We start from the raw sequence: 25,811 nt of genomic DNA, 5'->3' as shown, positions 1-25,811 counted from the left end.
CCTGCTGAAGTCAGATCCAACCGGATCACAAGTCGCCGTCACTAGAACAGACCGTCGGTATGCAACCCGTCGGTTCTGGGGGTCCGGTGTCAAGGCGGCGATTGATCAGCGCGTTATGCGTCGTGGGAATGATGTCAGGCCTGGTGACCGGCCTGCCACAGGCCGTGTCCGCGGCCGCGCAACCGGACGCGGAGACCACCGCGCTCGTGTCCGCGGTCGAGCGCTTCGCCGCCGTCGGCAGGGGCATGGCGGCGCTCGGCCCGATGGGCGAGCAGTTGCCCCTCGTCGGCCTGGTCCCCGGCGGGGAGGACGGCCTGGGCCTGGGCGACCTGTTCGACGTCGCGGTCTACGACCGGCTCAAGAACCTGACCAGCCTGTCCGATCTGGAGGACGAGTATCCGCTGTCCGGTCCGCGTACCGGCCGGTTGCAGGCCAAGGCGAGCACGCAGGGCGGCGTCAGGCACCTCGACCTGACCCTGGAGGTGACCAGGACGGTCGCCGACCGCCCGGTCTCCGTCAGCAGCGCACAGCCGAAGGTCGCGCTCGCGACCTCCGGGGGTGTGGACGTCACGCTGAAGCTCGGCGCGAAGCTGCCCTTCGCCTACGACCCCGCCACCAAGACGGCCTGGCTGGGCACGGACGCCGCGGTGACGGTGCAGGCCGACGGGCGGCTGGCGGCGGGGGCCAGACCCACGGCCGCCTTCGGCATCCTCGGCGCCGACCTGTCCGCGGGCTCGTCGCTCTCCTTGACGTCCACGTTCACCTCCACCACCTCCGACCCGGACGGCGACGGCAGGCTCGACCTGCGGGAGCTGGGCGCGGACGGCGCGGCGGCCGGACTGTTCGCTTTCTCGAGGAAGGGCTCGGCGGCCGCCAGGCTCGCGGTCACCGCGCAGCCGTTCGCCGGCGCCCAGGTCGAGGGCGCCACCGCGACCGTCGACGTGAGCTGGCCGGACCTCGCCGCGGGCGGACCGCAGGTGAGCGTGAGTCAGCCCGACCTCGACCGGCTGAACCGCTTCCAGACACTCACGCCGAAGGACCTGCTCGACGGGCTGACGCACCTGTCCGGCGCGATCACCGCCGTGCAGCGGGCCCGCTGGGGCGACCAGGGAGGTCAGGGCGGGCAGGGCGACCTGGACCTGCCGTTCATGCGCGGTTCCCTGGCCGACGCCGTACGCATCTCTGAGGCGATCGACAAGTTCGTCGCCGACAGCGTCGACCGGAACACCGGCCAGCCCACCTTCACCTCGATCCAGGACATGTTCGCCGCGCTCGGCAGGGCACGCGGCCTCCCCGGCGGCGCGATCATCAAGGTCGCCGACGCGGGCTACGACGACGCCACCAAGAAGATCGCCTTCACGCTCGTGATCGACCGCGCGGTCAACCCCGTGCCCGAGCCGCTCAACCCCGGCGGGCAGGCGAACAGCGGCGCGGGCGCCGGCGTCACCTACACGGCCACGACGCTCAGGCACGCCGGCCAGAAGTGGACGCCCGGAGCGTTCGCCGGCCGTACGATCACCGCGGGCACGTCGACCGGCATGGTGGCCGACAACACCGCCGACGTCGTCACGCTGACCGGCGAGGGCTGGCGCGCGGGCGTGCCCGCGGCCGGTACCGCCTACCGGATCGCCGCCGCCGACCCGATGATCGGCCAGGTCTCGTTCGGCGACGCCTTCAAGGCCCGCGCGGGCCTCGCCCAGGCCAACGCGACCACCTCGGTCGCCGGGGTGATGCGCGGCTACCACGCCGCCGCCACGGTCGTGCTCGACCTGAGCGACCCGGCCACCGGCCAGGCGTGCGCCACCCGCCCGGACGGGCAGCAGAAGGCGTGCCCCTACAAGCACACCAACCCCGACGGCAGCGCGACCGTGGTCACCGAGCTGCCCCGGCCCGCCGACCGGATCATGCTGCGTACCGGCCGTGACCTGTTCGGCGCCCGCGTGTCGGTCCTCACCTCGGTCAACGTGGACGCCGTCGTCGGCTACCTCGGCGTACGGCTCACCGGCGACCTGTCCATGAGCAGCAAGACCGGTGGCGACGTGGTGAAGGTCGCGCTCAAGGACGCCGGGGACGTGCCGCTGACGCGGCTGTTCGAACGTCTGGCGAGCGACCCCGCGGACGTCCTCACCACCCAGGTGGACGCCACCGCCACGGCCAGGCTGACCCTCGGTGTCCCCGGACTGGCCGACTTCTTCGGCGGCAAGGTCACCGGCGACGTGCAGATGCCGGACGTCCGCACGCCCGGCACTGTGGTCTTCCGCGGCTTCGACCAGATCGGCAAGGTCAAGGACTTCGCCTTCGATCCCGACAACCCGCAGGCGCTGTTCGGCGCGCTGGTCAAGTCGCTGGGCGCGTTGACCACCTATCTCGACCACGTCAAGCCCAACGGACCGGTCGGCACGGCGATGACGGCGAAGCTGCCGCTCCTCGGCCGCTCGCTGTCGGACCTCGTCGCCGCCGACGAGATGGGCTCCGGCCCCGGCGTCGTGTACGGCGACGGCGCCTGCGGCAGCGAGAACGGCTTCGTCACCGACCCGTCCCGGACGTTCACCCAGGCGCACATCGGGCGCGGTGTCGTGATCGGCACCCGCGTGATGACCGTCGGGGCCGTCTGCGCTCAGCACACCATGGCGTTCACCGCGAAGTTCGGCCAGGTCCGTCCCGAGCCGGGCACGGCGTACGCGCTGCGCTCGCCGCTCAGGGACGCGATCGACCGGCTGACCGCGGCCCCGCCGGACACCGTGCAGGCGCTGGTCGCCGAGCTGAACAAGGCCCTGGGCGGCCAGGTCCGCATCGGCTACGAGGACGGTGCGCTGCGCCTGTCGCTGGCGTACGACAAGAAGGCGGCGCTGAAGGAGCCGCTGCGCTTCTCGTTCGGCGACAGCAGCCTGGTCGCCGCCTCCGGTTCCGGCACGCTCGACGCCTCCGTCGGCGGGCAGATCCGGCTGGGGCTGCGGGTGGCGCTCAAGCGCGACTTCGACCTCGCCCGCGACCTGCTCGTCGACACCGACTCCGGCCTCGACCTGGAGGCGAACGCCCGTCTCGACGGCGCGATCAAGGCGAACATCGGCCCGCTGCCCGTCTCCGTCGGCAAGTCGGACGACGACGACCCGATGCAGGCCAGGCTCGCGTACGGCGTGACCCTCCGGTATGACGGCGAGCCGCAGGACGCCGTGCCGCCGGCCGACTTCTTCGCCGGGCTCGACCTGGCGCTCAACGAGACGACGGACCCGGTCACCTGCGACCGCGACCCCCGGCGCGACGAGACCGACCTCGCGCTGTGCGCGGTGCTGCCCGCCTACGTGAACGGCAGCCCGATCACGGCGGACGGCAGGCACGCGCTCGTCCTGCGCCTGCCCAGGGCCGCTCCGCTGGCCGAGATGTTCGACCTGACGAAGAAGCTGCCGGGCGACGTCGACCGGCTGGAGGTGCCCGAGTTCGACTTCTCCACCCTGCCCGCGGGGCTGGAGCTCGACTGGACCAACCTGGGCGACGGCATCGACCGCTACCTCACCGCGCTCGAGGCCGGCATGCGTACGGCCTCCTACGGCGGCAAACTGCCCCTGGTCGGCGACGACCTGCAGCAGGGCGCGGACTTCGTCGGCGCCAAGCGCCAGGAGATCAAGGCGGCTGTCGCCAAGCTGCCGAACGGTGGCCGGGTGCCCACCGGCAAGGACCTGCGCGAGTGGTACAACGCCGAGCTCGCCCCCAAGGTCGGCCCCGGCGTGCAACCGCTGATCACCTGTGTGCAGGCGCCGGAACCCGCGGACCCCACCGCCTGCGACGCCGCCAAGGGCACCGAGCTGACCGGCGTGAAGTTCACGATGAGCATCGGCAAGGGCACGGTCGACCCGCGGCAGGGCTGCGTGGAGGGCTGCGCGGCCGTCGAACGGCAGCTGGACATCGGCGTCCCCGGCCTCGCGCTGCGTCAGGGCCAGGGCAAGGGCGTGCGGGCCGAGCTCGGCTGGCACGCGGACGTGACCGTGGGCCTCGACCGCGTCAACGGCTTCTACATCGACGCGACACCCGACAAGCGGCCGCAGGCCACCGTGGGCGTGAACGTGTCGCTGCCCGACGAGATCAACGCCAAGCTGTCCATCCTCGACGTCACGGTGAAGAACCGCTCGCCGCAGTCTCCCGACCTGTTCGCGGGCACGTTCACCGTCGGGCTCAAGCCGGTCGGCAAGATCGGGCTCCAGCAGCTCGCCGACGCCTCCGACCTGGTGGAGACGTCGCTGCACGCCAACGCGGCCGTCGACTGGCGCTTCACCGTGACGCCCGGATCGCCGATGCTGCCCGGGCTGTTCGGCGACTTCCACCTGGCGTGGGACCTCACCAAGGGCGGCGCGCCCGACCCCGCGAACCTGTCCATTGCCTTCACCGACGTGAACCTGGAGGCCGGCGACTTCTTCCGTACGGTCCTCGGGCCGGTGGTGACGCAGGTCAAGCGGGTCACCGACCCGGTGCGGCCGGTCGTCGACCAGCTTTACGCGCCCATCCCGGTGCTCTCGGACCTCAGCCGGGCCGCGGGCGGCGGCGACGTGAACCTGATGACGATCGCCAAGAAGTTCAACACCCTGGGCGGCAACAGCACGACCCAGTTCATCGAGCGGATGATCGAGATCACCAAGCTGGTGACCTCGCTGCCCGACTGCCGGGGCGAGCTGCACATCCCCATCGGCAGCTTCACCGTGGCCGGTGACAGGGCTCTCACCACGGAGAACTCGCCGGACGTGGCGGACTCGCTGATCGCGGACGTGACGCCCAGGACCGACAACCTGCTGGCGGCGCTCGACCAGGGCGCCAGGACGTGCGACCAGGCCAAGGCCGCCACCGCCACGAAGGCCGCCGCGGACGCGCAGGGCCCGATGCAGCAGTCCGGCAAGGCCGGTTTCAGCTTCCCCGTGCTGGACAACGCCGGGCGGTCGATCTTCAGCCTGCTCATGGGCAAGGACGTCGAGCTGGTCGCCTTCGACTCCGGTCCGCTGCGCCTCGGCTTCACCTACAGCCAGTCGTTCGGCCCGGTCTACGCGCCGCCGCCCATCATGGTCGTCATCTCCGGCACCGCCGGGGTCGAGGCGCGGATCAGGGCGGGCTTCGACACCTACGGCATCCGCAAGGCCATCGAGCAGGGCAAGGCCGACCTCCAGATCCTCGACAGCCTCTACTTGAAGACCACCGACGAGCGCGGCCGCCCCCTCCCGGCGATCAGTCTGTACGGAACGCTGGAAGCGGGAGCCGGAGTCGACCTGCTGCTGGTCAAGGCGGGCGTGAGCGGAGGAATCGCCCTGGGCATCTCGATGCTCTGGGCCGACCCGACCAACGACGGCAAGTTCAGGTTCTTCGAGTTCGCGGGCATCCTGCTGCGCAACCCGTTGTGCCTGTTCACCATGGAGGGCAAGCTCAAGGTCTATCTCAAGGCCTGGGTGGAGATCGGCATCTCGATCTTCAAGAAGCGGTTCGACTGGACGATCGTCGAGGCCACGCTGCTCGACTTCTCGGCCAAGCCGAAGTGCGACGAGGCCCCGCCCAAGCTGGCCACGGTCAGCGGTGAGGCGCTGGTGCTGCACATCGGCCCGATGCGCGCGGCCAGGGGCGGCAGCACGGCCAAGCCGAGCGACGACGCCGAGCAGTGGACGGTCAGCCAGCTCCCCGGCGACGAGGGATTCGTGGTCAACGCCCTCGGCGTCCGCGAGGAGCACCACACTTCCGGTCTCGACCGGGTGCTGGCCGACGGCCGCGGCGCCAAGGGCGGCCTCAAGCTGGTCTTCCAGGGGTACGCCGACGACTCCGGCGCGCCGTTCCCGTTCGACCGGAAGATCGTCGCCTTCGGCGGCGACGGCGACGACATGGTCCTCGCCGGCGCCGGCAAGAACGTGATCGACGGCGGCAGGGGCAATGACCAGATCACCAGCGCCGACTCCTACGACGAGCAGGGCGGCCGGGCCGCGATCGTGGCCGGCGGCCCCGGCGACGACTACCTGACGATCGGCGGCGCGGGTGGCTGGGTGGCCGGCGACGGCCGCCTCACCCCCGCCGTCCGCAAGGTCGGCACGGCCGAGGTGGCCGACTGGACCGCCGACGGCATGCCCGGCGCGCCGGACGACGGCCCGGGTGACGGAGACGACCGGATCGCCGCCGGGCTCGGCGCGAACCGGCTGTGGGGCAACGGCGGAGACGACACCATCGGCGTCGCCTCCGACAGCCCTCTCGCCGAGACCGATTCGTCGCCCCGCTACCGCGCCCAGCCGAGCCTGCTGGTCGGCGGGCCCGGCGGCGACACCCTCACCGGTGGCTCGGCCGCCGACGAGATCCACACCGGGCCGCGGGAGGAGTTCGGGCCCGACGCGCAGGGACCGGCCGACTCGGGGCCGAACTACGTCGACACCGGCGCGGGCGCCGACAAGGTCTACGGCAGCCAGGCCGTCGACCTGGTCGCCGGGCACTCCCGTCCCGGCGAGACCGTACGGATCCTCGGCGGCGGCGGCGAGGACGTCCTGGCGGGCGGCCACGGCAAGGACGAGATCTTCGGCGGCCCCGGCGATGACTGGGTGATCGCCGAGCCGTCCGACGTGAGCGAGGCCGAGGGCCGCGACGACTACGGCCCGGCCAGGAGGGTGCGTCATCTGCCGCTGCCCGCGGGCGTGGAGCCCTCGGTCAAGCTGCTGGTCGGCGGTGACGGCGACGACCACGTCGTGGGCGGCGACGGCGGCGCGACGATCTTCGGCGACCGGCTGCGCGAGGAGCCCTGCACGGACGCCGGGGCGGACGGCGACGGCCGCGACCTCGTCCTCGGCGGCTCCGGCAGGGAGACCGTCTCGGCCGGCGGGGGAGCCGACCGGGTCGAGGCGGGCGGCGGCCAGGACCGCGTCTGCGGCGAGAAGGGCGACGACAGCCTGTACGGCGGCGCGGGCGACGACGACGTGAGCGGCGGTTCGGGTGACGACACCGCTTACGGCGACGACGGAGCCGACGAGGTGACCGGCGGTCCGGGCGACGACACCCTGTACGGCGGCGCCCAGGACGACGTGGTCGTCGGCGAGGCCGGCGAGGACACCGCGTTCGGCGGCCTCGGCGACGACCTGCTCGTCGGCGGCAGCCGTACGGCGGGCAGGGACGACGCGGGCGACACGCTCTACGGCGACGCCGGGGCCGACCGCCTGGTCGGCGACAACGGCGACGCCACCGGCTCCTTCGACCTCGACGGGACGCCGGAGAAGGCCGGCGGGCCCGACGTGATCCACGGCGGCGACGGCGACGACACCGCCTTCGGCGGGATCGGGGCCGACGAGGTGCACGGCGACGCCGGTGACGACCATCTGGAGGGCGGCAACGGCGCCGACCGGGTCTTCGGCGAGGCCGGGGAGGACGAGCTCGCCGGCGGCGGCTCCGGGCCGCACCCCGACGGGGGCGACACCCTGCTCGGCGGGGAGGGACCGGACGTCATCGCGGGTGACAACGCCGTCCTGAGCACGACCGGCACGGCCACCCCCGTCGCCGTACGGCCCGGCCAGTCGCACACCCACCGGGTGGAGCCGCTCGCGGGCGGCTCCGGCGCGGACGTCGCCGACGGCGGCGCCGGCAACGACGTGATCTTCGGCCAGGGCGGCGCCGACCGGCTCCGCGGCCAGGACGGCGACGACTACGCCGAGGGCGGCGCGGGCGTCGACTGGGTCGAGGGCGACCGGGGCGACGACGACCTCGTGGGCGGCTCGCACGTCGCGGCCGGCGACGACGCCGACGCGCTGTTCGGCGGCCCTGGCGACGACGTCGTCGCGGGCGACAACGCGCTGGTCACGCGGGCTGGTACGCCTGCCCGGGCCACGGTCCGGCTGGGCTCGGCCGGTGCGCCGATGGCCCCGCGGGCGGTGAAGCTCCTGGGCGAGGGCTCGGGCGGGGACCGCGTCTCCGGCGGTTCGGGCGTCGACGTGCTGTGGGGACAGGACGGCGACGACCACATCTCCGGCGGCGGCCAGGGCGACTACGCCGAGGGCGGCGGCGGCGCCGACCAGATCCGCGGCGACCTCCCGCTGTCGGCCGAGTCCACCCAGACCGAGAGCGAGCCGCTCGGCGACCCCGGTTGGAAGGGAACCGCGAGTGAGCCCGCCGAGCTGGAGGGCGACGACGCCGCTCCCGGCCAGGACGACCTGATCGGCGGTTCGGCCACGCCGGGCGCGGCCGACAAGGGCGACGCGATCGAGGGCGGCGGCGCGGCCGACGTGCTGCTCGGCGACAACGGCTCGCTCGTCCGCACGCTGACCGGGAACACCGAGCGGGTCTACACCGAGCGCTACGCGGCGGGCCAGGCGCCGGCCGACGCGACGCGCAGCCGTACGCACGACCCGGCGCTGCCCGGCGGCTCCACCCGGTTCTGCACCCAGGCCCAGCCGACGTGCGAGCCCGCAGGGGCCTTCGGCGACGACCGCCTGTACGGCGACGAGGGCGACGACGGGCTGTGGGGACAGGACGGCGACGACCGGCTGTACGGCGGCGCGGGCGACGACGACCTGTTCGGCGAGCTCGGCGACGACGAGATGGACGGCGGTGCGGGCGAGGACGCCATGCTGGGCGACCGCGGCGGCGTGGTGAACGAGCGCATCGACGCGGGCGACGCCCAGCGGCTCGGCTTCACCGTCAGCCTGAACGCCCCGCCGAAGGAGACCTACCGGGGCTTCCCGGCGGGCTCCTACGACCGCCGCACCGACCTGCTGCACGACGCGGACGGTGACACCTGGGTCACCGCGGCCATGCCGCACGACGGCTTCGCCAAGGGCGGCGACGACCGCATGCGCGGCGGGCCGGGCCGCGACAGCATGCACGGCGGCGCGGGCGACGACCTGATCAACGGCGACAGCGGCGGCGACGAGGTCTTCGGCGACGACGGCGCGGACGTCATCTGGGGCGGCAAGGGCTGCGACCCCGTCCTGGACGCGGCGACCGCCGACTGCCTCAGCGGCGGCGCGTTCGACCCGGCGGCCCGGGGCACCGGCGACCGGTTCGTCGACCACGTCTTCGGCGGCGCCGGGGCGGACCTGCTCGACTACAACCCGCGCGGCTCCTACCCGGGCGACTGCGCCCCCGGCCGCATGCCCGAGGGCACGCTCACCACCGTCGTCGACCCGTGCCTGTGGTTCCGGATGACCGGCAAGGACAACGCGTCCGTCGCCGACGACCAGCACCACCAGGGCGTCGACTGGCAGTACGGCGGCGAGGGCCGGGACGTGCTGCAGGGCGACCGCACCGCGAACGGGCCCAACCCGGGCGACAAGATGATCGACTGGAACGGCTCGTTCAACCTGTACACCCACTGCGGTCCGGCCAACGGCGGGCACAACATCGTCCGCCAGCACTCGCCCGCGATGCGCGACTTCCTCGCCAAGGTGGCCTGGGGCTCCGGCGCGGGCCGTGTCCAGGGCGACCCCTCGGCCGAGCGTGAGCTGGCGATCCCCACCGGCGACAACGGCTCGCCGTACCCCACCTCACCCGGACACTTCGACTCGCCCGTGGCCTGCGCGGGCTGATCAGGAGATACAGGATGTTACGCCGAATGATGGCGGCCGCCCTGGCCGCCACCGGACTGGCCGCGGCGGGCCTCGCCGCGGCGGCCCCGGCCCACGCGGCCCCGGCCCACGCGGCCCCGGCCGCCCCGGCCAAGCCGCCCTCGTGCGATCCGGGGTACTGCTTCACCGTCGGTGTCAGGCTCGACCACGCCCCCGCCGTGGGACAGACCGCGACACTCACGGTGGAGGTCACCGCGAAGGAGGACCTGCCGGACGCCACGACCGTCATCGAGCTGCCGGAGACCCTCCGCTGGGTGCGCCCGCCCGCCGGGCTCGATCACCGGGCGGCGACGATCGGCCGCAGCCCTGTGGACCGCGCGAGCCGTACGGAACGAGCCCGGCGCGGCAAGACCGTCCGCTATGAGGGCGTGGTCGCCGCGGTCGCCCCCGGTCCCGCGTCGATCCGCGTCCAGGCCCGCGACGGGCGGCCGGGTCCGGGCAGCGAGGGGCTCGCCTACCTCACGATCGGTGAGCGGTCGTCGATCTTCGGCATGCCGCACGACCTCCCCGTACGCGAGGCGCGGATGCCGGCCGCGACGAAGTCCCTCGCCGGGGACACCTGCGTGCAGGGGCGCGTCAAGCACGTCCAGTCGGAGGACGGCACGGTCAGGGGCGTGCGCCCAGGACGCTCGTGGAGGCGTGGGACACCGACGCGAAGGGCCCCGACACGCTCGGATGGACGCTGACCGACGGCGCGGGCGACTACAAGATCTGCTTTCCCGGCGTCGACCAGGACGGCGGCGCGCAGGACGTCTACATCCAGGTCGGCTCCATCAACAACGAGTGGGACGTGGTGAACCCGGCCACCGGGGACTCCTACAGCGGAGTGAGCGAGGTGACCTGGGACGTGCCCGCGGGCACGCTGACGACCATCGACTACGAGTCCGGGCGCGGCAGCCCGCTGGAGGGCGCGTTCCGCGTCTTCACCTCGGCGTACGAGACCTGGAAGGCGTACACGGGCTGGCTCGGCGTGCCCGGGAACGAGTGCTGGAAGCCCGGCGAGGCGAACTGCCGGTCCGTACGCATCCTGTGGGCGCCCAACGTGGCCGGCGGGGCCTACTACTGCTCCGGCGGGGGCAGCGCCGACTGCCCGAACCGTTTCGAGGTCCACTTGGGCGCGCCTGCCCAGCTCAGGAAGATGACGGTCGCCCACGAGCTGGGGCACTTCATCATGGACTACACCTACAACGGCATGCCGCCCGTCGGCCCCTCCTGCCAGGACCACTGGGCTCAGAAGGTCACTACCCCGGGATGCGCCTGGACCGAGGGGTGGGCCAACTGGGTGGCGATCCAGACCTACGACGACACCCACTACCGCTGGGGCACCGAGGCCTCGATCGACCTGGAGAGCCCGCGATGGTTCACCGAGGGGTGGCCGAACGGCGACGGCGACAAGGTCGAGGGCAGGGTGGCCGGCGTCCTCGTCGACCTCGGGGACTCCGGAGCGCGCAACGAGAAGTACTGGGACACCTCCAGCCTGGGCCCCGCGGCGATCGTGACCGCCTTCAGGAAGGCGCGGGCGGACGACATCCACCAGTTCCTCGGTCAGCTGGAGGCCCGGGACCGGCCCGCCGCGGACGAGGTCCTGTTCCACAACACCGTGCTCCCCGACTACTCCGAGATCCTCAATGACAGGAAGGCGGCGTACCGGCCCGCCAACCTGCCGTACACACAGGACTTCCTCACCACCGCCGGCAGCTGGTCCGTGGTGGCCGCGGCCACCTCGGGGGCCGGCGGCGCGGACGTCGACATGCGGGTGACGCCCGTCGGCGCTCCGAACGACGCGGTCGCCAGTTCCGAATGGGGCAGCTCGGGCCCGGACTTCGTGGCCGTGCAGCCCACCCCGCAGGACCAGCTCTTCTCCGTCGCCGTGACCTCCGACACCGACTACCAGGAGTTCGTGACGGAGGCGGCGCAGGCGCCCGACGGCGACCTGGAGAAGGGCACGCCCATGGAGTTCGGCATGGGCGTCGAACGCCTGGTGGAGATCCGTACGACCTGGATCGAGAAGGGCGTGCCCTCGACGATCAACGTCGTGCCCCGGAACGGCCAGGACGTCGACCTGTTCGTCATGGCGCCGGACGCCAATCGATGGGGCCTGCCGCGGTCCGCCGCGCGGCGCTCGGCGAGCGGCGGGCCGAACAAGGCCGAGCGGGTCACCATCGCGGACCCGAAGGTGACCGGCGTCTACGCGGTCATCGTGATCAGGAAGAGCGGCGAGGGGAACGTCCTCCTCACCCACACCTGATCGGTAGCGGAGCCGGGCGGCGGCCCTCCCTCCTCCCGGGGAGGGCCGCCGCCCCCGCCCGTCCGTGCTCGCGCAGCGGTCAGAGGTCCGAGAGCCGGTCGAGCAGCACCTCGACGCGGGTCAGCGTTCGGCGCCGAGCACCGCCCAGCGGCCGGATCGCAGTCTGGCCAGCGAGGCGACCATCCGGATCAGGAGGAAGGCCGACAACCCCGACCAGATGCCCACCAGCCCCCAGCCGAATCTGAGCGACGCCCACACCACCGGCAGGAACCCCAGCACCGCCCCGCTCACCGTAGCGGTGCGCAGGTAGGCCGCGTCGCCGGCGCCGAGCAGCACTCCGTCCAAGGCGAACACGACGCCGCCGATCGGCTGCAGGACGACGAAGAACCACCACGCCCGCGACATCTCGGCCAGCACCGTGGCGTCGGTGGTGAACACGTGGGGCAGGGACCCGGCCAGCGCCGCGAACACCACGCCGAGCAGGCTCCCGAAGACCAGCCCGCAGCCGGTCACCCGCCAGGCCAGGCGGCGCGCCCGCGCCGCGTCGTCCGCGCCGAGCGCGGCCCCGACCAGCGCCTGGGCGGCGATGGCCAGCGCGTCCAGGACGAAGGCCAGGAACATCCACAGCTGGAACACCACCTGATGGGCGCCGGCCGCCGCGGCGGAGGTGCGGGCGGCGACCGCGGTCGCCGACACCCAGCACGTCTGGAAGGCCAGGCCGAGCACCACCAGGTCACGCGCCATGCCGAGCTGCGCGCGAATCGCGGCCGGAACCGGGGCGAGCGGCACGCCCTCGGCCGCCAGCGCCCGCACGAACAGGCTCGCGGAGATCAGCTGCGCGACCACGTTGGCGACCGCGGAGCCGTTGATCCCCCAGCCGAGCCCGTACACCAGCATCGGGCAGATCACCGCGGAGATCCCGTTGCCGAGGAGCACGTAGCGCAGCGGGCGCCGCATGTCCTGGACGCCGCGCATCCAACCGTTGCCGGCCATCGTGACCAGGATCAGCGGCGCGCCGAGCAGGGCGATCCGCAGCCAGCTCACCGCGGCGTCGGCGACCGGGCCCTCACCGGCGAGCAGGCCGGCGACCGGTGCGGCGAGCAGTTGTCCCGCCAGGGTGATCACCAGCCCCACGACCGCGCCGAGCCAGGTCGCCTGCACCCCCTCGGCCACGGCGTCGGCCCGGCGGCCGGCGCCGTACAGCCGGGCCGCGCGTGCGGTCGTGCCGAAGGACAGGAACGTCATCTGCGAGGCGATCTGCGCCAGCACGATCCCGCCGACCGACAGCCCCGCGAGCGGCACCGCGCCGAGACGGCCGACCACGGCCGTGTTGACCAGCAGGTAGAGCGGCTCGGCGGCCAGGACCCCGAGCGCGGGCACGGCGAGCGCGAGTATCTGGCGCAGCGGTGACCCGGCCCGATCCCCCTGCTCACCCATGGACGTCCTCAAGGAAATGGCCCAGTGCTGGACCTCGCGGCCTATTTGTTGCCATTCTCTTGTTATTGCGAACTATTCGCAACAAGTGCCGGGGTGAGGGCAGAGAAAGGCCGGCCCTCGCCGGTGATGCGAGGGCCGGCCGGCACGTGATCAGGACGCGGGACTCGGGGTCGGGGTGTCCGCGGGCGTCGGCTCAGGGCTGGGAGTTGTGGTCTCCGTAGGGGTCGCGGTCGGCTCGGGTGTGGCGGCCGGCGGCTCGGTGGGGATGAGCGTCGGCGTCGGGCAGGGCTTGGGGGTGCGCCAGACGGGCTTCCCGGAGCGCCACTGCAGGGAGTACGGCGTGCTCTTGCCGTGGTACCACAGCCGCTTGCCCGGCCGGGAGAGGTCGAAGACGTAGGCGGCCGCCGCCGTCTCCCCCTGCGGGGCGGCGGGCGTCGTCTCCTCGATGGGCGGAGGAACGGAGTCCGTCCCGCCCGGAAGGGGGGTGGGGGAGTCCGCGGGCGGCGTGGGCGTGCCCTGAGAGGGAGCCGCGGTGCCATCGGGCGGCGTCGGCGTGCTCACCGGCGGAGCCGGGGTGCCCTCGGCCGGCGGGGTCGGGGTGTTGCCGGGCGGGGTCGGCGTACCCTCGGTCGGCGGGGTCGGCGTGCTGTCCGGTGTCGTCGGCGTATCGGTCGGCGGCGGGGCCGGGCTCTGCGGGGCGGGGCTCTGCGGGGCGGGCTGCGCGGCCGCGACCACCGAGACCCAGGCGTCCTGCCGGATCTCGCCGCCGCGGCGCCCGGTGAACACCCGCGTGGAGTCGGCGATCGCGTACGACCGCTCGAAGCCGTCCTGGCTGCGGATGGTGATCGAGTCCTCCGCCACGGCGACGGCCTGCCCGGTCTGGGTGAAGACGGTGACGGTGCCGCACCCGTCCTTGGTGGGCACGACCACCTCGCCGTGCAGCGCGCCGAGGAACGGGCCCACCAGGGGGACTTCGGTGGCGGGGGTCGCCGCGGGGGCGCCGGTGGCGGCCTCCGCCGGGCCGGCCGTCGGCGTGATCGTAACGGTGGCCGTCACGACGGGCTCGGACGTCTCGGGCGGCGGGTTGACGGGTGTGGCGGCGGAGGCCGCGGACGCCCCGGCGCCGCCCGCCGCGGTCAGCACGAACGCGGTCGCGAGGATCATAGGTGGGGAGACACGCCGGCGTGGCCCACCCGATCGGGACCAGAGTCCTCTTCTCGGGTGGTGGGGGTTGGTCGGCATCACCGTTCCTCCGTATCGTCGATCCGATGGTCGCCGCCGAACGGCGGCGGTCGTATCGGAGCGCCCTGCCCCGATATCCGACGGAAGTGACCGGCGATTTTGTTGCCAAACCGTGTCACTTCCGAGGGATTGTGGAGACCTTCCCCATATAGACCGACTCCATTCGGGGCAATCCGCGCCATGAGGACGGCCCGGTCGTCTTTCGGCAGGTCGCGCGGGGATCGACTGATTTCAGATTCTCCGGTCATCCGAGGCGTTGACCGGGTGGGTGGGCCCAGATCCCACCGCACGGTCGCGGGCCGGGCGCACGCCGCGCCCGGCCCGCACCGTGCATCCGGTCAGCTCGCGGCGCAGGACAGCGTGGGGACGCTGTTGCCGCCGTTCCACGACCCGAGGAACCCGAAGGTAGTGCCGGCCCCGGCGCCGAGGCCGCCGTTGTAGCTCATGTTGCGGGCGGTCACGCTCGCCCCGCTGCTGCTGACCGTCGCGTTCCAGGCGTTGGTGACGGTCTGGCCGTTGGCGAAGGTCCACGTCACCGTCCAGCCCTTGATCGCTGAGCTGCCCGCGGTGACCTTGACCTCGGCCTGGAAGCCGCCGCCCCACTGGCCCACCACCTGGTAGGTGGCCGAGCAGCCGCCGGGCCGGGGCGAGACGCTCGCGGACGGCGACGGGGACGGTGAAGGGGACGGGCTCGGAGACGGGCTCGGAGACGGCGACGTCGACGGCGAGGCGCTGGGCGACGGCGAGGGGCTGCTGCCGCTGTAGATCGACGCCTCCTTGGCGGTCGCCTTGATGCCGTTGGCGCCGTTGAAGATCCTCGTGCCGAACGTGGTGAGCTGCTTCGGGTCGAAGTTGACCGTCATGTCCAGGATCGGGTCGGTGTTGCCGCTCCAGGACCAGGCGAGCCAGCCGAGGCCGCGCGCCTGTGCCTCGGACAGGATCGTCTCGTGGTCCACCTCGCCCGAGTTGAACCGCCAGCCGAACTCGCCGATGACCAGCGGCCACCCCTTGGCCTGAAACCGGTTGAGGTAGTCGACGATGCTCGCGGCGGTGTTGAACACGGCGTACATGTGGATCGACAGCACGGTGTTGTGCCGGCTGTCGGCATCGAGGATCGTCTGGCCGTTGTCGCGCATGACGTACTGCCAGTCCTGGCCCCAGTTGGGCGCGTCGACCATGAGCAGGTGCTCGAACCCGTTGCTGCGCATCTTCCTGATCGCGTTCGCGGTGGCGTCGGTCCACTGACCGGGGTTGGTGTTGCCGATCGGCTCGTTGCCGATGTTGATCACGACGTAGTTCTCCTGGCCGGCCAGGACGCTCTTCTGGCTGATCCAGTAGTCGACCGCCTCGTCGAGTGAGGCGGCGGCGCCCTCCTCGCCGTACCCGGTGGTGTCGTGCACCTCGAGCACGCAGATCAGCCGGTTCTGCTTGCACAGGGAGATCACGTCGGCGACGTCGGTGGACGGGCCCCACCGCTTACCGCTGCCGAGCACCACTCGTACGGTGTTGGCGCCGAGCGCCTTGATGTCGGCGAACGAGCGGGTCTGGCCGGTGTACCAGACGTGGGGGTGGTTGACGCCCCGCATGACGAGTTCCCGGCCGTCGGCCTCGACGATCTTCGTGCCGCTGATGTGCAGGCCCACGGCCGCGGACGCGGGCTGGACCGAGACCAGGATCGACGCGATGGCCGCGATCAACGCGGCGCCGAGAGCGACGAATTTGTTCTTCATGTGCCTACCTCGTGGTGGTGGGGTCCCGGCGATCCGGAGCGGAGAACGCCAGGGCGGTCGTCACGTGTGGACGAGGCCGGACCCGATGGGACGACCACGAGCAAGGATGCGAGTCTTCGCATGGACGGTTCCCTCCGAGCACGGACGACCGGCCATGCACGATCAGGCGGGGACCCTGACCGTCCTTCTCCCGTGTGCATGGAAATCTGAAAGGGAAGGCTCACACACCAGCGGATTCGCCGTCAATAGTTTGGAGACCAGAGAAACTCCGCGGCTTGCGGCGGATGAAATATTCGGCGGCGGTGAGGGCGGCCGCGCCGAGGACGACCTCGCTGACGGTGGAGACCAGGCGGCTGGCCAGGGCCACCACCGCGGCGGCGGGGGCGGGGAGCACCAGGGCGAGCGCGGCCGCCAGCACCGCCTCGCGGACGCCGATGCCGTCGGGGATGAACACGCTGGCGATGCCGATCGTCGTGGCGAGCGTGAACGCGCCGACGCACAGGGCGAGGGAGCGCGACGGGGGCGCGCCCACCGCGATGGCCAGGGGCCACAGGTGCAGCCCGGTGACCACCCAGGACAGGCTCTGCCAGGCGACCGCGAGCCGCACTCCCCGGACTGAGACGGCACTGGCCGCCGAGGGCCGGCGCAGCAGCCGCAACAGCAGAGCCGAGCCCCGGTTGACGATCTGCGGGCGCACCAGGACGAGCACGATCAGCACGGCGGCGCCCGCGAGCCAGGCCGCCCGGGCGCCCAGCATCTGCACGCCCGCGAGCAGCCCGACCGTGAACCCGCTCAGCAGCACCAGGCTCATGACGAGCGCGGCGGTGCTCATCAGCCGGCCGAAACCGACGCCGTTGGCCGTGGCCACCTTGGTGATCGCGATCATGCCGGGCACCCGCCCGGGCACATACTTGGACAGGAAGCCGACGAAGAAGATCCGCACCACCCGCGGCTCGCTGACCGGGGGGCCGCTCTCCAGCAGCACGACACGCCAGGCGAGGAACCCGAACGACAGTCCCGCCATGCTCGCCAGCAGCGCGCCGCCCAGCAGGAGAACGATCTGCCCGGCGTCGCGCCGGGCGAACAGGACAGCGACCACGCCCCAGTCCAGCCGGCTCAGCGTCAGCGCGATCGCGCCCACGGCGACGAGGACGAACGCGGCCACCAGCACCCGCCGGACCGGACGCGGCAGCCGGGGGAGCCTGATCGCCCTCACTCGGGCGCGCCGCTCGACGGCACCGGCGACAGGCCCGTCCTGACCGGCTCTCCCTGCCTGCGGCTCAATTCGTAGGCGACGCGTACGAGCCCCACGCAGGCGCCGAGGAAGAACGCGGTGTGGAAGCAGAGCTGCATCCAGGCGACCCACAACGCGAAGCGGACGCCCCCGTGACGGCGGGCGAAGCCGATGAACCTGCCGTTCATCCTCAGGAACACCCCGAGCGTCGCCGCCGGCACGACCAGCATCCAGGGACTGAGGAGAGCGAGCGGCAGGGTGAGGAAGGTGGCCGTCGCGGACGCGGACGACACTCGGGGAGGCTTGCGGCGTTTGTGCTGGCCCGTCCCGATCATGTTGAGCTGGAAGCCCACCTTCCCCTCATCGCGCAGCCGGCGGGCACGCACCATGATCACCGGTAACGTGGTGGACCGGACGAACCGCTCCACGAGGCATCCCCAGAACTTGTCCTCGTCGTCGGCCTTCGTCACCACCGAGGTGGTCACCACCAGCCGGTAGCGGGCCGGGACACGCGTGCCGAACTCGAAGTCCTCGCCGTCGCGCAGCCGCTCGTCGAGCCGTCCCGCCTCCTCGAAGACATGGCGCGGGATCAGCGTGCAGGACAGGAACGTCGCCGTGGTCTGGCTGCGCTCGTAGTGCTCGCACAGCACCCGGTAGCGCTCGACCGGGCCGTCGTCGTACAGCGGATCGGCGTCGTAGATGCCCTGCACCATGCCGCAGTCCGGGGTGTTCCGGTACTCCTGGACCGCGTTGCGGATCGCGTCCGGCGCGAGTGCCGTGTCGGAGTCGACGAAGAACAGCAGCGGCGCCGAGCTCCTCGCCACCCCGAGGTTGCGGGCCACCGCGGGCCCCCCGTTGTACGGCGACTCGACGATCGTGCACGGGAAGTCCCGCGCTATCTCCAGCGAGCCGTCGGTGCTGACGTCGTCGACGACGATGACCTCGGCGGGCCGGTAGGTCTGCGCGTACACCGACTCCAGGCAGGCGCGCAGGGTCTTCCTCTTGTTGTAGTTCGGCACGATGACCGCGACGTCATCACGCCACATCGGCTCGTCGGACATGTCCGGTTCCTCTCGTCGGTCAGGTCGTCTGCGGGATCGTCTGCAGGGCCCGCGCCGGTCAGGACACCGACATGAGCATGCGCTGGGCCCGGTGATCGGACTGCTCCCCGGCACCGGGCAGCTCGTAGTCGTGCACCGTCACGTCGGGGGTGGTGTAAAGCCAGTCGATCCGCCACAGCTCGGCGGTCCCCGCCAGGTAGGTCGCCGGGTAGAGGGACGAGAGCGCGGGCGTCCAGTCGACCAGCCCCTCGGGGAGCAGACGGCGGATGCCCATGGCCGGGGAGGTGTTCAGGTCGCCCGCGAGCACCACGGGGTTGGGGTTGGCCGCGATGTCCGCGCTGATGGCGTGGTAGCTCGCCTCCCGGCGGAGGGTCCGGCTCTCGTTGACGTCGCGGGACTCGGCGTCGTACAGCCGCCATTCGAGCGGGGGCTGGGAGACCTGCGCGTCGTAGAAGGAGACGACGGTGCCGTTCACGTCGATGTCGGTGCGCAGCGTCTCGACCGTGTACCCCTCCGGCCAGTGCCGGAGGACTTCGGGGATCTCCTTCTGGTCGGCCGGCAACCACGGGCGCATGTCGAGGCCGTGGTGCGCGGTGATGGGGAACCGCGAGAGCGTGATCTGCTCGCCGGAGACCGCGACGTGCCAGCCGGGGAACTCGTGGCGCAGCTCCGCCAGCTTGTCGATGCGCAGCGCCAGGTCACCCGTCCAGCGCTGTGCCGGGCGCATGTCCCTGTGCAGGTACTCCGCGAGCAGGTAGACGTCGGCGTCCAGGCTGTGGAGGTAGTCGTAGAACCCGGGCGAGAACGCGGTGCCGTCGGAGGTGCGCAGGTCCTGGTCCCAGAACTCGGTGTTCCAGGCGACGACGGTGATGGCCCCGGGGCGCGCGGGCGGCGGCGTGTACCAGAGCGTGGCGTAGTTGACCCCGCTCCGCCCGGCGCCGAGCACCGCGGCGACCACCAGCAGCGACATGATCCGCCAGCGGACCGGCCGGGCCAGTGGCGCCACGATCATCAGCGACGCGGGGACCGCCAGGAACAGCAGCGGCGGGATCAGTTCGACCGGCGCCCACAGCGACGTCCGCCCGCTCGCCAGCAGGTGGCAGACCACGAAGAGCAGCCACGCCACGGTGGCGGTCACGACCAGCCTGGTGCCCAGGCACCAGCGCCGCCGGGGGCGGACGAATCGGCCGACACGTGCCGCCCAGCCCGTCCCGGGCTCGGACTGGGCGGGGATGGACTGGGCGGGGATGGACTGGGCGGGGATGGACTGCTCCTCGATCAGGGCGTCCCGATCGCTCATCAATCGACACCATCCTCGGTGGGGGGACCGGCGTCGAACCTACTGAGCGCTCCTTGTCGCATCCTTGTCGGCCGCCGACGGCGGGAGGCGCGGCCGGCCCACACGTAGGCGACAAGATTGGGACAAGCCGCCGTGCCTAGCGTGTGCCGAACACGAGGTCTGACATGCACGTTTCGGAACCGACGACCTCCGGCCTCTGGAGCACATCATGAGTCAGGACCATCCGCTCGTCTCGGTCATCATCCCCAGCTACAACCGGTCCGACGTACTGCGACTCTGCCTCGACGCGGTGAAGGAGCAGACCTATCCACACATCGAGGTCATCGTGGTGGACGACTGCGGCACCGAGGACGCGGCACGGGTGGCCGAATCGAAGGGCGCCACGGTGGTGCGCACCCACGTCAACGGCGGCCCGACCCCCGCGCGCAACCTCGGCGCCGAGCACGCCACCGGAGACATCCTGTTCTTCCTCGACGCCGACATCGCGCTCGACCCCGACGCCGTGGAGAACGCGGTGCGGATACTGGAGTCCCACCCGGAGATCGGCGCGCTGGGCGGCGTCCTGCGGCCCGAGTCGCTGGTGTCCCAGAGCCTGGCCTCCCAGTATCGCGCCGTGCAGATGCACCGCTGGTGGATGCCCGCCCACCGGCCCACCCTGGAGCTGCACGCGTCCGTGCTCGCCGTCCCGGCCAAGGTGTTCGCCGAGGTCGGTCCCTTCGACCCCCGCCTGCGCGAGACCGTCTCCTCCGACTACCGCATCCGCGTGACGCGGTCCCACCAGGTGAAGCTCAGCGACGCGATCCGCGGCAGGAAGGACCACGACCCGACCGTACGGACGATCCTGCGCAAGGTGTTCCGCCGCGCCCGCCTCAGCGCCCTCGACTGGCACCAGGGCGAGACGCCCGGCGACTCGGTGCCCCGCGCGGTCGGCGGCGTCCTGCTGCTCGCCGCGGTCCCCGCGCTCGCCCTGCCCATGGTGGCGGGCCGGGCCGGGGCGCTCGTGTCACCCGCGCTCGTCGCCGCCGCCGCGGCCCTGGACGCCGGCACCCACCGCTTCGCCTTCGCCCAGCGGGGGACCGCGTTCGGCGTCTACTTCTCCGGCGTGCACCTCGCCGTCACCTTCACCGGCGCCCTCGGCGGAGCGGTGGGCGTCCTGCAGCGTCTCGCCCTTTCCCGCCTGGAGAAGCCCGCCCAGATGCTCGCGGCCCAGGATTGAACGGCCATGCAGGTCATCGGCACCGGCTTCGGCCGGACGGGGACGCTCTCCCTCAAAGCCGCGCTGGAGCGGCTCGGCTTCGGGCCGTGCCACCACATGGTGGACGTGTTCACCCGCCCGTGGCAGATCAGGAGCTGGCTCGCCGCCGCCGCGGCCCGCGAGGCGGACTGGGACCACCTGCTCGTCGGCTACGAGTCGTGCGTGGACGGCCCGACCTCGATCTACTGGCGGCAGCTCGCCGAGCACTACCCGAAGGCCAAGGTCATCCTCACCACGCGTGACCCGGACCGCTGGCTGGAGAGCATGCGGCGGACGCTGTTCGCCCAGCGGCGGCGTATCGAGTCGCTGCCGGGCCGGGCCGCCGTCCTGCTGTCGTCCCTGCTCGGCACCGACCTCGCCGCGTTCGTCAGGATGGTCGACACGACCCTCGACGCGCGGACCTTCGCGACACCCGCCGACCGCGAACGCGAACGGGCCATCCGGCTGTTCGAGGCGCACGCGGCCAGGGTGATCGCCGCCATCCCGGCCGAGCGGCTGCTCGTTTTCGACGCCGCCGACGGCTGGAACCCACTGTGCGAGTTCCTCGGGGTCCCGGTTCCGGACGAGCCGTTCCCCCGGGTGAACGGCGCGCCGGACTTCACCAGGAGCGGCCTCGGCCGGCCTCTGCCGTTGCTGCTGCGCCGTACGAGGCGAGGAGGACACCGATGACGTCACAGGTACGCCCGCTGGTCTCGGTCATCGTGCCGAACTACAACTACGCCCGCACGCTCGACCTGTGCCTGAGCGCACTGGAGCGGCAGACCTATCCGCACATCGAAGTGATCGTCGTCGACGACCGCAGCACCGACGACTCGGTGGAGATCGCGCACCGGCACGGGGTGCGGGTCGTGGAGACCGAGACCAACATCGGCGCTCCGGCGGCGCGCAACCTCGGCGTGGAGTACGCGCGCGGGGACGTGCTGTTCTTCCTCGACTCCGACCTCGCCCTGGCCGAGGACGTGGTCGAGCACACGGTGGACCTGCTCACCTCCGACCCCACGCTGGGAGTGGTGTGCGGCACCTACGACCCGGAGCCGCTGATCCCGGACAGCCGGGTGGAGCGGTACCGCAGCCTCCAGTTGCACTACTGGATCTCCGGCGACGAGGGCGAGATCACCACCATCTACTCCGCGCTGTTCGCCATGCGGACGGAGGTCTTCCGCGAGGTCGGCCCGTTGAACCCCGCCCTGCGGCACAGCGAGAACGCGGAGTACGGCCACCGGATCACGCAGCGGTACCGCATCGTGCTGGACAACCGGATCAGGGGCAGGCACGACCACGACGACAGGCTCGGCGTGGTGCTGTCGAAGTTCTTCCACCGCGCCCGCCTGCACATCCCGCTGTACCTGCGCCGCCCGGACTTCAACGGCGGCCCGGCCCAGAGCAGCCGAGGCTGGGGCTCGCTCGCCGCCCTGTTCGCCGTGCTCTGCGCCCCGCTGCCGCTGCTGCTCGGGCCGGTCTGGCTGGTGGCGCCGGTCGCGCTGCTGGCCGCGTCGATCGCGTCGGACCTGGGCATGTACCGCTTCGTCCTGGGCTACGCCGGCGCCCGGTTCACGCTCTACTTCGCCGCGGTGCACTTCCTGGTGAACGTGACCGTCGCGGTGGCCGTGTTCGCCGGCGTCGCCCAGTGTGTCCTGTCCAGCCGGTTCCGCCGTACCTACGACATCCCCGCCCGCTCCGCGTCGGTGGAGGCGTGACATGACCGAACACTCGCCGCTGGTCTCCGTGATCGTGCCCAACTACAACTACGCCGCCTCCCTGGAGCTGTGCCTGCGGGCGATGCGGGCGCAGACCTACCGGGCGATCGAGCTGATCGTGGTGGACGACGGCAGCACCGACGACTCGGTCGAGGTCGCGCGGCGGCTCGGCGTCCGAGTCGTCCGTACGGAGCGCAACATGGGGGTGGCAGGGGCGCGAAACCTGGGCGCCGCGCACGCCCGTGGTGAAATCCTGGTGTTCGTGGACTCCGACGTGGCCGCCTATCCCGACGCCGTCGAGGTCGCCGTGGGCATGCTCGCCGCCGATCCGCGACTGGGGGCGGTGTGCAGCATCCACGACCCCGAGCCGCTGATCCGTCACAGCCTCGTCGAGGAATACCGCGCGCTGCAGTACCACTACTGGACGGCGAGCTCCGAGGGGCCCATCTCGTTCCTCTTCCCGGCGCTGATGGCGATGCCTCGCCGCGTGTTCGACGAGATCGGGCCGTTCAACACCCAGCTGCGCGAGACCGAGGAGGTCGACTACGGCCACCGCCTCACCCAGCGATACGGGATGGTGCTCACGTCGGCGATCCGCTCGCGGCACGACCACGACCACGAACTGCCCGGCCTGCTGCGCAAGCTGTACCGGCGTGGCCGCGCCCGGGTTCCGCTGTACGCGCGGCGGCGCCGGTTCGCCCGCGGGTTCGAGACCTCCAACAGGGCCGGCGGCAGCCTCGCCGCGCTGGCGGCGCTGGCCGCGATACCGGTGGCGGTGCCGCTCGGGGCGGCCGGCGCCGCGCTCCCGGCCCTCGCCCTGGCCGCGTCGGTCGCGGCCGACCTCGGCATGTACCGCTTCGTGCTGCGCCGGCGCGGCCCGCTGTTCCTGCTCTACTTCGGCGCCGTGCACTTCCTGGTGAACGTGACCATCGCGGCCGGTGTGGCCGCCGGAGCCGCGCGCTGGCTGTGCTCGGCGAGGTTCCGCCGGCTCTACGACCCCGACCTTCCCGTGCGCTCCACGGCCCTCGGGGAGGCCGTGTGACGGCGCTCGCCGTGCCCGTCGCGCCGCGCCCCGGAACGGGGCGCGGCGCATGACCGGCGGCACACGGGTCGCGACGCGACCGGGCGGGTCCCTGGGCGTTCCGAGGGCCCGCCGGAGGATCCCGGTGGTGATGCCGGCGGCGGCGGCCTGGCTGATGTTCGCGGGGCTGCACCGCGCGCTGTCCGGCCGGGTCTGGTGGTGGCAGGTCCCCGAGCTCGTCCCGCCGCTGGCGTTCGCGGCCGTTCCCGTGGTGCTGCTCGCCGCGGTCGCGGTGGCGCGCCGCGCGCGCCGTACGGCTCTCGCGATGGCTCTGGTGTCACTGGTGCTGGGCGGGGGCGCCGGTGGGCTCAACCTCGCCTCGCTGTGGCACCGCGTGGCCCCCGCTCCGCCGGGCGCGATCAGCGTGTTCTCCTGGAACACCTGGTATTGGGACCAGCGGGCGGCGGGCGGACAGCCGATGCCCCCGCCCACCGGCACGCCCAGGCGGGACGTCGAGGGTTTCTACCGCTATCTGCGGGCCCAGCACGCCGACGTGCTCCTGCTGCAGGAGTACGTCTATTTCGGCGCCGACTCCCGGCCGATCCGCGTGAACGACCTCGACAGGCTGCGCCGCGAGTTCCCGGGCTACCACGTCGCCACGGTGAGCGAGCTGGTGACGCTGTCGCGCTTCCCGATCGTCGCGCAGCGCGGCCTCGACCTGCGCCCGTGGCTCGATGACGGCCGCGACACGCCCGTGCCGCCCGGCTCCGGCTGGCCCGGCTTCCACACGGTGAAGACGCTGCGCACGGACCTGCGCGTCGGCGGCAGGACCGTCTCGTTCTACAACGCGCACATCAACACGCCCGTCGACTCGTCGCCCCCGGGCCTCGACCCCCGCCGCCTCAACCGCACCCAGCACGAGGCGCGCGAGGCCAACCTTCGCGCGCTCGCGGCCGACGTCCGGGCGAACCCGCTGCCGGCCTTCCTGGCCGGGGACTTCAACGCCTCCCCGGCCATGGGCATCATGCGCCTGCTGCCGCGGCGGCTGACCGACGCCGCCCCCGCGATGGACTCGCTCTACCCCGCCACCTGGGACGAGCGGTGGCCCCTGTGGCGGATCGACTGGGCGTTCACCAGCCCGGAGGTCGCCGTACACGAGTATCGGCTGGTGCCCTCCGACGGCCAGTCCGACCACAGCGGCCAGCGTCTGGTCATCTCACTGACTCGCTGACCTGGGCCAGCAGCAGGTCGCGCGGCTGAGCCCGCAGGCCCGTCCGCACGAGCGGCTCCGCGTCGCCGCGCAGCATCCGCAGGTGCAGCGCGCGCAGTTCGGGGCCCGGCTCGACGCCCAGGCGGTCGGCGAGATACCCGCGCAGACGGGCGTACAGGGCGACCGCCTCCGCGGTGCGGCCGAGGGCCCACAGGCCGCGCATCAGCATGTTCGCGAGGGGCTCCGCGAGCGGGTAGTGCGGCACCAGCGGGGTGAGCTCGGCGACCACCATGTCGGGGCGGCCCTGGCGCAGGTGCGCCTGGGCCCAGGTGGCGAGGGCGCCGACGAACTGCTGCTCGATGCTGTACCGCATGCGGGCCGCCCAGTCGCCCGGGACGCCGGTCAGCGGCGCGCCGCGCCACAGCTCCATGGCCTCGGCGAGCAGCGCGGCCCGTACGGTGTCGTCCCGGGCGTTCTGCGCCTGCCTGGTCAGCCGGCGGAACCGGTGGGCGTCCACCCGCTCGGGGTCGACCTCGAGCGCGTACCCGCCGCCGCGGCGCTCGATGCCGACCCCGGTCCCGGTCAGCGCCTGCCGTAGCCGGGCTATGTGGGCGTACAGCGAGTCGGTCGCCCGATCGGGCGGGTCGTCCCAGACCCGCTCGATCATCGTACGGAGCGACACGGGACGGTCGGCGTCGACCGCGAGTGCGGCCAGCACCGCGTGCCGCTGTGGTGGTCCCAGGGGGACGCGGCGGCCGTCCAGGGTCACCTCGACCGGTCCCAGCAAGCGGACGTCCATCGGCTTCCTTCCATGTC

At 72.5% G+C, this 25,811-nt stretch carries 15 protein-coding genes; 8 read left to right on the top strand and 7 right to left on the bottom strand.

What is annotated here, in order from left to right:
• The first annotated feature begins 143 nt into the window (after positions 1–143).
• Genes ACWEQG_RS16720 through ACWEQG_RS16710 form a run of 3 tightly spaced genes read left to right on the top strand, consistent with a single transcriptional unit; the run spans position 144 to position 11,808 of the window.
• Positions 144–9,521 (top strand): hypothetical protein, encoded by a 9,378-nt coding sequence (locus ACWEQG_RS16720; RefSeq protein ID WP_452285555.1) that lies wholly within the window; start codon positions 144–146, stop codon positions 9,519–9,521.
• Between the two features lie 14 nt (positions 9,522–9,535).
• Positions 9,536–10,246: a hypothetical protein gene (locus ACWEQG_RS16715; RefSeq protein WP_452285553.1), complete on the top strand. Its 711-nt coding sequence runs from the start codon at positions 9,536–9,538 to the stop codon at positions 10,244–10,246.
• Complete coding sequence (locus ACWEQG_RS16710; RefSeq protein ID WP_452285551.1) at positions 10,192–11,808, top strand: hypothetical protein; 1,617 nt, start codon at positions 10,192–10,194, stop codon at positions 11,806–11,808. The genes ACWEQG_RS16715 and ACWEQG_RS16710 overlap by 55 nt, the downstream gene beginning before the upstream one ends.
• Positions 11,809–11,928: 120 nt before the next feature.
• Here ACWEQG_RS16710 and ACWEQG_RS16705 read toward each other — a convergent pair whose 3' ends face one another.
• The 6 genes from ACWEQG_RS16705 to ACWEQG_RS16680 all read right to left on the bottom strand — a co-directional run bounded on the left by ACWEQG_RS16705 (position 11,929) and on the right by ACWEQG_RS16680 (position 19,812).
• A complete protein-coding gene (locus ACWEQG_RS16705) occupies positions 11,929–13,245 on the bottom strand; it encodes an MATE family efflux transporter (RefSeq protein ID WP_452285549.1) in 1,317 nt (438 codons plus the stop codon).
• Positions 13,246–13,395: 150 nt separating this feature from the next.
• On the bottom strand, positions 13,396–14,409 hold the full coding sequence (locus ACWEQG_RS16700) for a hypothetical protein (RefSeq protein ID WP_452285547.1): 1,014 nt from the start codon (positions 14,407–14,409) through the stop codon (positions 13,396–13,398).
• Between the two features lie 416 nt (positions 14,410–14,825).
• On the bottom strand, positions 14,826–16,217 hold the full coding sequence (locus ACWEQG_RS16695) for a cellulase family glycosylhydrolase (RefSeq protein ID WP_452285545.1): 1,392 nt from the start codon (positions 16,215–16,217) through the stop codon (positions 14,826–14,828).
• 220 nt (positions 16,218–16,437) lie between these two features.
• Positions 16,438–17,433, bottom strand: a complete 996-nt coding sequence (locus ACWEQG_RS16690) for a lysylphosphatidylglycerol synthase domain-containing protein (RefSeq protein WP_452285542.1) — start codon at positions 17,431–17,433, stop codon at positions 16,438–16,440.
• Complete coding sequence (locus ACWEQG_RS16685) at positions 17,430–18,512, bottom strand: glycosyltransferase family 2 protein (protein WP_452285540.1); 1,083 nt, start codon at positions 18,510–18,512, stop codon at positions 17,430–17,432. Before ACWEQG_RS16685 ends, ACWEQG_RS16690 begins: the two co-directional genes overlap by 4 nt.
• A 58-nt stretch (positions 18,513–18,570) precedes the next feature.
• On the bottom strand, positions 18,571–19,812 hold the full coding sequence (locus ACWEQG_RS16680; protein ID WP_452285538.1) for an endonuclease/exonuclease/phosphatase family protein: 1,242 nt from the start codon (positions 19,810–19,812) through the stop codon (positions 18,571–18,573).
• A gap of 208 nt (positions 19,813–20,020) precedes the next feature.
• Between ACWEQG_RS16680 and ACWEQG_RS16675 the strand changes: the two genes are divergently transcribed.
• The 5 genes from ACWEQG_RS16675 to ACWEQG_RS16655 all read left to right on the top strand — a co-directional run bounded on the left by ACWEQG_RS16675 (position 20,021) and on the right by ACWEQG_RS16655 (position 25,016).
• Positions 20,021–21,028 carry a glycosyltransferase family 2 protein gene (locus ACWEQG_RS16675; protein ID WP_452285536.1) on the top strand — a complete coding sequence of 336 codons (1,008 nt, stop codon included), beginning with the start codon at positions 20,021–20,023 and terminating at the stop codon, positions 21,026–21,028.
• 6 nt (positions 21,029–21,034) lie between these two features.
• The gene (locus tag ACWEQG_RS16670) at positions 21,035–21,736 is read left to right on the top strand and encodes a sulfotransferase family protein (RefSeq protein ID WP_452285534.1); all 702 of its coding nucleotides are present in this window, start codon (positions 21,035–21,037) and stop codon (positions 21,734–21,736) included.
• Entirely contained in the window at positions 21,733–22,764 is a 1,032-nt protein-coding gene (locus tag ACWEQG_RS16665) for a glycosyltransferase family 2 protein (RefSeq protein WP_363462743.1), read from the top strand. Before ACWEQG_RS16670 ends, ACWEQG_RS16665 begins: the two co-directional genes overlap by 4 nt.
• 1 nt (position 22,765) lies before the next feature.
• The gene (locus ACWEQG_RS16660; protein WP_452285532.1) at positions 22,766–23,806 is read left to right on the top strand and encodes a glycosyltransferase family 2 protein; all 1,041 of its coding nucleotides are present in this window, start codon (positions 22,766–22,768) and stop codon (positions 23,804–23,806) included.
• Positions 23,807–23,936: 130 nt separating this feature from the next.
• The gene (locus tag ACWEQG_RS16655) at positions 23,937–25,016 is read left to right on the top strand and encodes an endonuclease/exonuclease/phosphatase family protein (RefSeq protein WP_452285783.1); all 1,080 of its coding nucleotides are present in this window, start codon (positions 23,937–23,939) and stop codon (positions 25,014–25,016) included.
• On the opposite strand, the gene ACWEQG_RS16650 is transcribed toward ACWEQG_RS16655, so the two are convergent.
• A partial coding sequence (locus ACWEQG_RS16650; RefSeq protein WP_452285530.1) for an AfsR/SARP family transcriptional regulator occupies positions 24,997–25,811 on the bottom strand: 815 nt, incomplete at its 5' end. The genes ACWEQG_RS16655 and ACWEQG_RS16650 overlap by 20 nt on opposite strands.

This window comes from Microbispora sp. NPDC004025 (assembly GCF_053604425.1).
Note: the sequence above shows the minus strand (reverse complement) of the source record. Positions and strands in the feature narration are given on the sequence as shown.